The following is a 7,905-nucleotide window of genomic DNA, read 5'->3' as shown; positions in this document are numbered from 1 at the left end:
GTGACCTGTGAGCGATCCAGGCCGGCGGCCGCGGACTTTGGCGCGCCGAGTGCCCCGGGCTCGAGGCATCCAAGCCCACCCACCGTCAGACCTCCAACCTCCACGACCTTAAGAGACACGCCCTAGCGCTCCACGCCTCCCTCGACGGACCCGCCGCGCCCCGCGCGGCGGGGCCTCTGCGCCCCGCGCGCCGTGCGATACGCCCGCGCTGCTTCCGTGTCGATCAGAGGTCCTCCCCCGCGCACTCGCGACAGGTCCGTCGCCAGCAGCGTCGGCTCGTCCACCCCGGCACGCGTGAACACGCGGTAGCGGCTCACCGCTTCGACCTCATCGGCCAAGCGCTCCGCGCTCACCGCTGGGAGGCTGCGCCCCCCGGGACCCTGCAGGACGTGCTGCGCGAACGACGACGGCACCCACCGGCCACCCATCAGATCCCCATGGCCGGCCAGCGTCTCCTCGTAGGCCACCCGCCACCGATGACGGATCTGGTGCTCCGACACCTCCGGGGCCACGTCCAGGCACACCACGTCGATCGAGTAGCCGGCCTGCTCGAGCTCCCGCCCCAGCGCCACCGCCTGGTCACCATTCGAGAGCACCCCGTCGATCACCACCGGAAGCCCCGCCGTCAGCGCACGCTCCCGCGCCAGGTCCACGATGCCCGCCGCCTCCCGATGAACCAGCGCCGACATCTCCAGAGGGAAGAACCGCTCCCCCCGCGCCTCGTACTCGCGAACCAGCGCAGGCTTCAAGAACCCCTCGTACGACCGATCCCGCTCAGCTCGCCACAGCAGCTCAGCCTTCACATCATCAACGTCCAGATGCGCATGGCCAGCCACCTCGTCTGCCAGCTCATACGTGCGCAGATGACTCTTCCCAGCACCCGGTGCGCCCGCGAGGACGAACGCATGACGCTGCCCCTCCGCGTCCGCGCCGTCCAGGAGACTCCCGATGATCTCCGCATGCATCCGACCTCGAGCACGAAGGGGCCGACCTCCCACGAACCACTCCGGGTTGTGCACCGAGGCCGTCGGGCTGTCCAGATCGAGAGGGCCGTGCCGCCGGGTCAGCTCACGGACATGCTCGATGTGCTCGTCGATCGCATCACTCATGCGACCGCGGCGCCTCGCCCCGATCCGCGTGCGCAACGCTCGCCCGGAGAACCTCGTCGTAGGTGACGTCGTCGATCAGACCCTCGTCCGCCGCGTTGACCACCTCCCGCCAGGACCCCGGCCCCGGCGACGGCTGCGGATCCTCGAACCACTCCCCCTCGGGGATCGGCGTGTACTCCCACCGAGTCAGCTCGTCCACGAGCTGCTCCCGCTCGATGAGACCCGCCGCGAAGCGCTGGCAGATCTCGTACGGCCCCGCCCCGGAGAAACCCGGGACCGCCTCCGGCACCGCTCGCGCCGTCTTCAACGCCGAACTCAGCGACGGCTGCGTGACCCCCAGGGCACGCGCGATCTCCACCTGCGGCAGCGACCCCGAGAGGTGCTTGATCGCCCGCCGGTAGTCCAGCGTCGTCACCTCCATCAGGCGCCGGCTCTTCACCGCACGCCGCAGCTCCTCCGTAGCCTCAACGGTCTGCATGGTCATCGCGACCACCTCCCTATATAGGACAGTCTATACCCGCTTGGCGGAGGCCTCAAGAAATGAAGGAACCCCACCTCATTCCTTACTCGACCTCAGCCCCCGGACCTGGATCGAGCTGGGATCGGCAGTCGGCCGCAGAAGTCGGGGACGCCCTCGCCGGGTACGGCAGGCACGCGCTCAGCCCCTATCGATCCCGAACGCTCCGCCGGCGCCGCGCGCACCCGTACTCATCCAACGGCCCCAGCTCCGGCTCCTTGAGACACCCCAGCACCTCGCGCCGGCCACACTGCTGACACTCCCACGTCCGATGCCCAGGACCGAGCGTATCCGTGCGACACGAACACGCCGTCCACCCCACCAGGAAGCGCCGGCTCCCGCACGAGCACTCGCTCGGCCGCCGCTCGGCCCACCCCTGCGCCGTGCGCACCAACGGCGGGATCAGACACAGTCCCCCGTACTCCGTGATCACGTTCTCCACGCCGCGGACTCTAGGGTCCCCAGCAGACATCCAGCCCGCACGGAGGGACCTTCACAAGCGGTGAGGGCTGGGCGCGTGCCTGCCGTACCCGACTCGGCGGCAGGTTGTCCCAGCAGCATCGCGCGACCCAGCGACCGCAGGGACCGTGGTCCAGGTCCAGCCACCCCTTCTTCCTACTCGGCGACTCCGGTGAGCTCGGCATAGCGCTTGAAGAGGATCCGCTGGCGCTCTTCCTCGGTATGCAGCACACCTCGCGCACCGAAGGCCTTGTCGACTACGCGGTCCAGGGCGTCGTGCGCCTTGGTGAGTGCCGGGGACATCGCGAGTGGGTTGTAGTGGTCGGCGAGGGACCGCTCAGGGTGCAGGGCGCGAGCCTCGAGGACGCCCTTGCCCGCGTCGATGATCTGCTGGCGCACACGGTCGCTCACGTCCGGGAGCGGGAGGTTGTTCCACACGACTGTGGCGGAGAATCGGAGGTCAGACTTGATGCGGCCCCCGGTAGCGCGCTGCCAGGCGAGGAACATTGAGCTGCTGATGATCGCGAACAGGTACCCGGTGGGGTCCTCGGCGGTGAAGTTCGCGTCCCCAGCGATCACGTCCGGCTCGAAGAGCTGCACCGTCGCGTAACGGCGCGTCTCGGAGAAGTGCCGCGGGATACAGATGTACGGGACGGCAGGTTGGCGGCGCTCAGTGAACAGGGAAGGCGTGGATGCAGCCGCTCGTGTTGCGGCTTTGGCAGAGGCTAGCCGGAACTCCTGGCATGCCTCGACTCGTTCCTTGAGGAATCGAGAGCGCCCAAGGTCGGCCGGGTCGAGATCTTCCATCCACAGGCACCAGCGGTCGGTCGCGTGGATGAGCTCGCGTGCTCCGATGAACGGGCGCACGTACTTCATCGCCACCGCGTCCTGACGTGCCTCCTCGTGCGCCGCTTGGTCCAGAAGGAGGTTTCCGTTGTCGGTTGGCTGCGATCCCTTGAGTACGGCAGGAAGCGTAGGGCTGAGGGGCCTCGTGCGCTTGGTGACGTAGAACGTGGGTGCGTCTAGGAGGTAGGGGTTGATGCTGCTCGCGGGCTTCTGCTCGGGTTGTCCCTTGGGCGTGTCGTAGACGTATAGCGCTGCAGGGGTCTTCTCGCGCTGGTCGAAGCCGATGATGACGCAGTGGACAGCGGCCGCCTCGGGCGCTTCCGAGGTCCAGGCGAACGTCTGGTGTGCGAAGCGGATGCGCCACCCTGCGTCCAGGATGGGGCGGAACAGGGCCGGGACAGGCTGCCCCTGGGCGATGGAATTGGTGGAGACGAACGCGAAGCGCCCACCGCGGGTGTACTTGAAGTAATCCGCTGCCTTCTTGTACCAGCCAGTCACATAGTCCAGGTAACCGTCGTAGCCCGTGCCCCACACCGCTTTGAGGTCCTCGGTCTGGTCGGCGTGCTTGGTGTACTGACCGATGAAGGGCGGGTTGCCAACGATCATCACCTGCGGCGTCGGGGGGATGATCTGCGCCCAGTCGGCGCGCAGCGCGTTGGCGACATGGATCGACTCGATCTTGTCCAGCGGCAGAGGATCGGGTGCCTTGCCGAGGGCGAGTTCCATCGCCTGGTTGGCCTGGTGGTCGACCAGGTGCAGGGCTGTCGAGGCGATCCGGGCCGGCCACTCCTCGATCTCGATCCCGGCGAAGTGATCCATCGTCACGGGGAGGTCTTCTTTGAGGAAGAACGCTGTCGGGGACTGCCAGCTGGTGTCGCCCAGAGCCTGGAGACGCTGGAGAATTTCGAGGTCCAGGGCGCGCAGCTCGCGGTACGCGACGACGAGGAAGTTCCCGCAGCCGCAGGCCGGGTCCAGGACGCGAATCTGCTTGAGGTCGTCACGGAGGCGCTGGAGCTTCTTGACGTCGTGGATGCTGTCGGTGAACCGTGCGCGGAGCTCGTCGAGGAACAGCGGCTGGATGGTCTTGAGGATGTTCGTCTCGGTGGTGTAGTGCTCGCCAAGCTCACGGCGTGCCTTGGCGTCCTTGACAGCCTGGAACAGGGACCCGAAGATCGCGGGGCTGATCTGGGACCAGTTGAACGCACACGCCTGCAGCAGGAGGTCCCGCATGCCCTTGTCGAAGGAGGGGATGTCGGCGGCCTCGGCGAAGATGCCGCCGTTGACGTAGGGGAAGCGGGCGATGAGGTCATCGAGGTTCCGCTGACGCCTGCCCTGTTCGCGGTTCATGGCCTGGAACAGCATGGCCAGTTGGGGACCGAGGTCGGCGCCGTCGTCGCTGGTACGTCGCTCGAGGAACTCGTAGAACAGGTCGCGCTCCCAGACCCCGGCGTCGTCGGCGTACAGGCAGAACAGGATCCGGACGAGAAAGACGGATGCTTCGTGGTCGTCGTACCCGGAGTCGTTCAGGGCCTCGTACAGGTCGGCCATGATCCTGGCGGCTTTGACTGAGGCGGCCTCCTGCTCACGGGTTCCGAACGCGACGCTCTGGTAGCCGGCGAGGAAGGCCAGGGCTTCGATATTGGCGGGCAGCTCATCCAGGGTGAACATCTGGACGTCTCGCCCTTCGGGGGCCTGGATGTCGAGCACGCGGAGGTTCTTGAAGTCGCTGGCGATGACGTACCGGGGGGTCTCTGCGGCGGTGAGGTCGTCGATGTAGTCCAGTGCTTGGGTGATCGCGGCGTCGAGGTCCTTGCCCGCTGACTTCATCTCGATCGCGCAGAGACCCGGAACGAGCGCGTCGATGTAGCCACGCCCACCAGTCGACGAGCGCTTGGCCCGCTTCTCGTAGAGCGCCGCCTTGGTCGCCGTGATGCCGTAGACCTGCAGAAGATCACGGATGAACGACTGTCCGTCCTGGCGCTCATCGCCCGGACTCTCTCGCCACTCGACGGCGAACTGCGCGCTCCGGCGCCGGATCTCGTTCAACGAAAGCGACTTCGCCACCTGATGTCCCCAGTTCTCTCAACTACGAGGAGAGTAGATGACCAGCTGGGTGGGGCGCCGCAGCATGAGCTGGTAGCTCAGAGTGCGACCTACTGCAGAACCTCCACGGGAGTGGTCTTGAGGAGGTCGTTCATGGTGCTGCCGTCACTGAGCATGAGGCTGAGGCAGTCTTGGTGGTCCCTCTGATGAGAGAGAGGGCTGTCGTTCGCTTCGATCCACTGCACGACACCCTCGTATGTTCTGCCAGAGTGCTGGAAGCGCACCTTCCTGGCCCTCCGCATCGCAGGGATGTCACCTGCCTGAATCATCGGTTGCCCGCCTTCTTCTTGCTGGTCTTGTCGGGGGTCTCGAAGAGCCAGATCGCGCGATCCAGTGCGCGGACCTCAACACCAAGGGTGGAGGCCGCCGCGGTGACAAGCTGTGTTGCCTCGGCCGCGCGCACAGGCCTACCCACGGCACGCTCAAGGAATCGCTGAATCATCGTGTCGGGCTTCGTGCGGGAGGGATCGCCGGCATTCATCAGGAGGTAAGCCCAGGATTGCGGGCCGAGCCCTTTGACAGACCGCCACGCGCGCTCCGCAGCTCGATCGTCTGCCGCGTCTCGGAGCTCCTCGGCGGTCGAGACGCCCAACGCAGCGAGGGCCTCGAGGGCGTCATAGATCGCTTCGGAGCGTAGCCTGCCGGTTCTCGGGAAAGTAGCCCGCGTCTCGAGAACGTCGAGCGCAAACAGGCGGGGGCCTCCCGCGGCGTCCATGACGCGCAGGAGGTCCGGTCCTGAGTCCAGTTCAGGGTCCGCACCAGCGGCAGCGCGGTGAGCGCGGTAGCGGCGCAGGACGTTGCGCACAGATGCCGAGCTTGCTCGGAGGGTGTGGGCAGAGTTCAAGGCGCATAGCGCCAGGGAGTCCCGCATCTCCACTGGAGCGCCCCATGCCGACGGAGTGTCGAGCGCCTGCTCGACCAGAGCGAGTACCCGCCCGAGAGACTCATCTGACGTCATGACCGAAACCTACCTGGTGGGACCGACAAACTTTGGAAGTTCGGATGGACAGCCTTGAAGCGCCAGAGTAGGCGGGCGGTGCGTTGACCAGTTGAGACCACCACCGTTTACGGCGCGATCGCTAGTCTCTCCATTGTTGGAAGCACTGATCGTACTAGCCGCAGTGCACCCTTCCTGTCGATTCAGATTCACCTGATACATTATTTTCCTGCAGATGAACTCGCATGCGAAAGGTTGATTATGGCGCGCAAGACTCAGGTGATTCTCACGGACGACATCGATGGCAGCGAGGCGAGTCAGACGGTGCCCTTCGGGCTGGACGGCGTCGCCTACGAGATCGATGTGAACGACGACCACGCCGAACAGCTGCGCGAGCAGCTCGCGACCTGGACCTCCAGTGGGCGGCGTGTTGGCGGACGTAAGGTCGGCTCGCGGCGCGCTGCTGGTGGCGACCGGGAGCGGACCACGCGGATCCGCGAGTGGGCGCGCGCGAACGGGCATGAGGTTAGCGATCGCGGACGCATCGCCGGCTCCGTGATCGAGGCTTACGACGCCTCGCACTGACGGGCCGAGTGCATCCGTACGACCGCCTTCCATGACGGTCCTACCCGGGCTGTCGATGACGTTAGGTTCGCGACCTCCGACCGGGTCGGCTGGCACACGAACCGGCCTCTTCACGGCTCGCAGAAGAGATCAGTCCCGTCCACGACCGGAGCCCGGAATGTCTCCGTCCTTGAGAAGTTACTGATCTCCGTGGGTCTACGCGCCCTCCTCGGCGAGCCCCTCGAGGGCGTCGTGTGCGGCGTGCTCGCGGAGGTGGGCGGGGCTTCGACAGTGAAAGCTCAGATTCCCCCCCTCCGGAGTCACCGAGGGCAGTGGTCAACGGAATCGGGCGCTAGCGTTAGGGTTGCTGTCGCGCTGGCTTGCTGGCAAGTAGGCGGGCTGCGGAGGGTGCGGCAGAGGCGGCTCTGAGGTGTGAGGCGGAGGCTTTGAGGTAGATGCCGGTGGTGGCGATGCTTTCGTGGCCCAGCAGTTGTTGGATCTCGGAGACGGGGACGCCGACGTCGACCATGGAGACGGCGTAGGTGTGACGGAGGGCGTGGGCTGCTTCGCCGTCCGGCTTCACAATCCCTGCTCGCGTGTAGAGCCGGTTCACGCGATAGGAGATGGTGTCGCGCGTCAGGGCGCGCCCGTCCGGTCGCACGAGCAGGGGAGACGCGTCGCGCTGGTCTGCGGTGTGCTCGGCGCGCCACGGCAGGTAGGTGTCGATCTGCTCGGCGACACCGGGATCGAGAGGCACTGTGCGGGCTTTGCGGCCTTTGCCGACCACGCGTAGCGATGGCTCCTGGCCGGGGCGGTAGTCGAGGAGTCGGAGGTTGACGGCTTCGCTGGCGCGGAGGCCACCGGCTGCCAGGATCACGACGATTGCCACGTCCAGGAGCGGCGCCGCAGGCCGCGCCTGAGGGTCCTCCGTGCGGGCAGCCTCCAGCAGGGCGGAGATCTGTCCATCAGTGAACGCCACCGGCAGGCGCCCCGGGGCACGCGGTGCCTGGATCGCCGCGGTGGGATCGCTGGGCAGGCGTGACTCGAGAACCAGGTAGCGGCATAGCCCTCGCAGGGTGGTGATCAGGCGCCGGCGGGTCGCAGGCGCGAGCCCTGCATTGTTCATCTCTGCTAGCACCGCCTTGATGCTCTGTCCGGTCAGATCGTGCACCCTCACGGGGGCGCCCGTCTGGGCCTCGAGGTAGCGATGCCATGAGGCGAGATCGGCGCGGTATGCCTTGGTCGTCTCGGCGCTGATCGTGCGTCCGACGGCGCGGCGTTCTGCGATCCAGTCCCGGGCCGCGTCGACGAAGAGCTCGCTCATCGCATCAGGCTAGGCCGTGGCCAGCTCTCCGCAGCGCTGACGCGCC

General features: G+C 66.7%; 6 protein-coding genes. 1 reads left to right on the top strand and 5 read right to left on the bottom strand.

Annotation, left to right across the window (positions count from 1 at the left end; all coding sequences use genetic code 11):
• Positions 1-122: 122 nt before the first annotated feature.
• The 4 genes from ACYVAP_RS16580 to ACYVAP_RS16565 all read right to left on the bottom strand — a co-directional run bounded on the left by ACYVAP_RS16580 (position 123) and on the right by ACYVAP_RS16565 (position 5,992).
• Entirely contained in the window at positions 123-1,109 is a 987-nt protein-coding gene (locus ACYVAP_RS16580; RefSeq protein ID WP_498861584.1) for a DEAD/DEAH box helicase family protein, read from the bottom strand.
• Entirely contained in the window at positions 1,102-1,593 is a 492-nt protein-coding gene (locus ACYVAP_RS16575; protein WP_498861583.1) for a hypothetical protein, read from the bottom strand. Before ACYVAP_RS16575 ends, ACYVAP_RS16580 begins: the two co-directional genes overlap by 8 nt.
• A 648-nt stretch (positions 1,594-2,241) precedes the next feature.
• Positions 2,242-4,995, bottom strand: a complete 2,754-nt coding sequence (locus ACYVAP_RS16570; RefSeq protein WP_498861582.1) for a DNA methyltransferase — start codon at positions 4,993-4,995, stop codon at positions 2,242-2,244.
• Positions 4,996-5,299: 304 nt separating this feature from the next.
• On the bottom strand, positions 5,300-5,992 hold the full coding sequence (locus ACYVAP_RS16565; protein ID WP_498861581.1) for a DUF8548 family protein: 693 nt from the start codon (positions 5,990-5,992) through the stop codon (positions 5,300-5,302).
• A 240-nt stretch (positions 5,993-6,232) separates the two neighbouring features.
• Between ACYVAP_RS16565 and ACYVAP_RS16560 the strand changes: the two genes are divergently transcribed.
• Complete coding sequence (locus ACYVAP_RS16560) at positions 6,233-6,556, top strand: histone-like nucleoid-structuring protein Lsr2 (protein WP_498861580.1); 324 nt, start codon at positions 6,233-6,235, stop codon at positions 6,554-6,556.
• Between the two features lie 337 nt (positions 6,557-6,893).
• On the opposite strand, the gene ACYVAP_RS16555 is transcribed toward ACYVAP_RS16560, so the two are convergent.
• Positions 6,894-7,859 (bottom strand): tyrosine-type recombinase/integrase, encoded by a 966-nt coding sequence (locus ACYVAP_RS16555; RefSeq protein WP_498861579.1) that lies wholly within the window; start codon positions 7,857-7,859, stop codon positions 6,894-6,896.
• Between the last annotated feature and the right edge of the window lie 46 nt (positions 7,860-7,905).

It is taken from the genome of Brachybacterium horti, assembly GCF_054777615.1.
The sequence above is the reverse complement of the archived record's forward strand: the minus strand, read 5'-3'. Positions and strand labels throughout refer to the sequence as shown.

Excerpts from the sequence above, each read along its gene's own strand:
- ACYVAP_RS16580 (WP_498861584.1), bottom strand. The coding sequence starts at position 1,109 with ATGAGTGATGCGATCGACGAGCACATCGAGCATGTCCGTGAGCTGACC.
- ACYVAP_RS16575 (WP_498861583.1), bottom strand. The coding sequence starts at position 1,593 with ATGACCATGCAGACCGTTGAGGCTACGGAGGAGCTGCGGCGTGCGGTG.
- ACYVAP_RS16565 (WP_498861581.1), bottom strand. The coding sequence starts at position 5,992 with ATGACGTCAGATGAGTCTCTCGGGCGGGTACTCGCTCTGGTCGAGCAG.
- ACYVAP_RS16560 (WP_498861580.1), top strand. The coding sequence starts at position 6,233 with ATGGCGCGCAAGACTCAGGTGATTCTCACGGACGACATCGATGGCAGC.
- ACYVAP_RS16555 (WP_498861579.1), bottom strand. The coding sequence starts at position 7,859 with ATGAGCGAGCTCTTCGTCGACGCGGCCCGGGACTGGATCGCAGAACGC.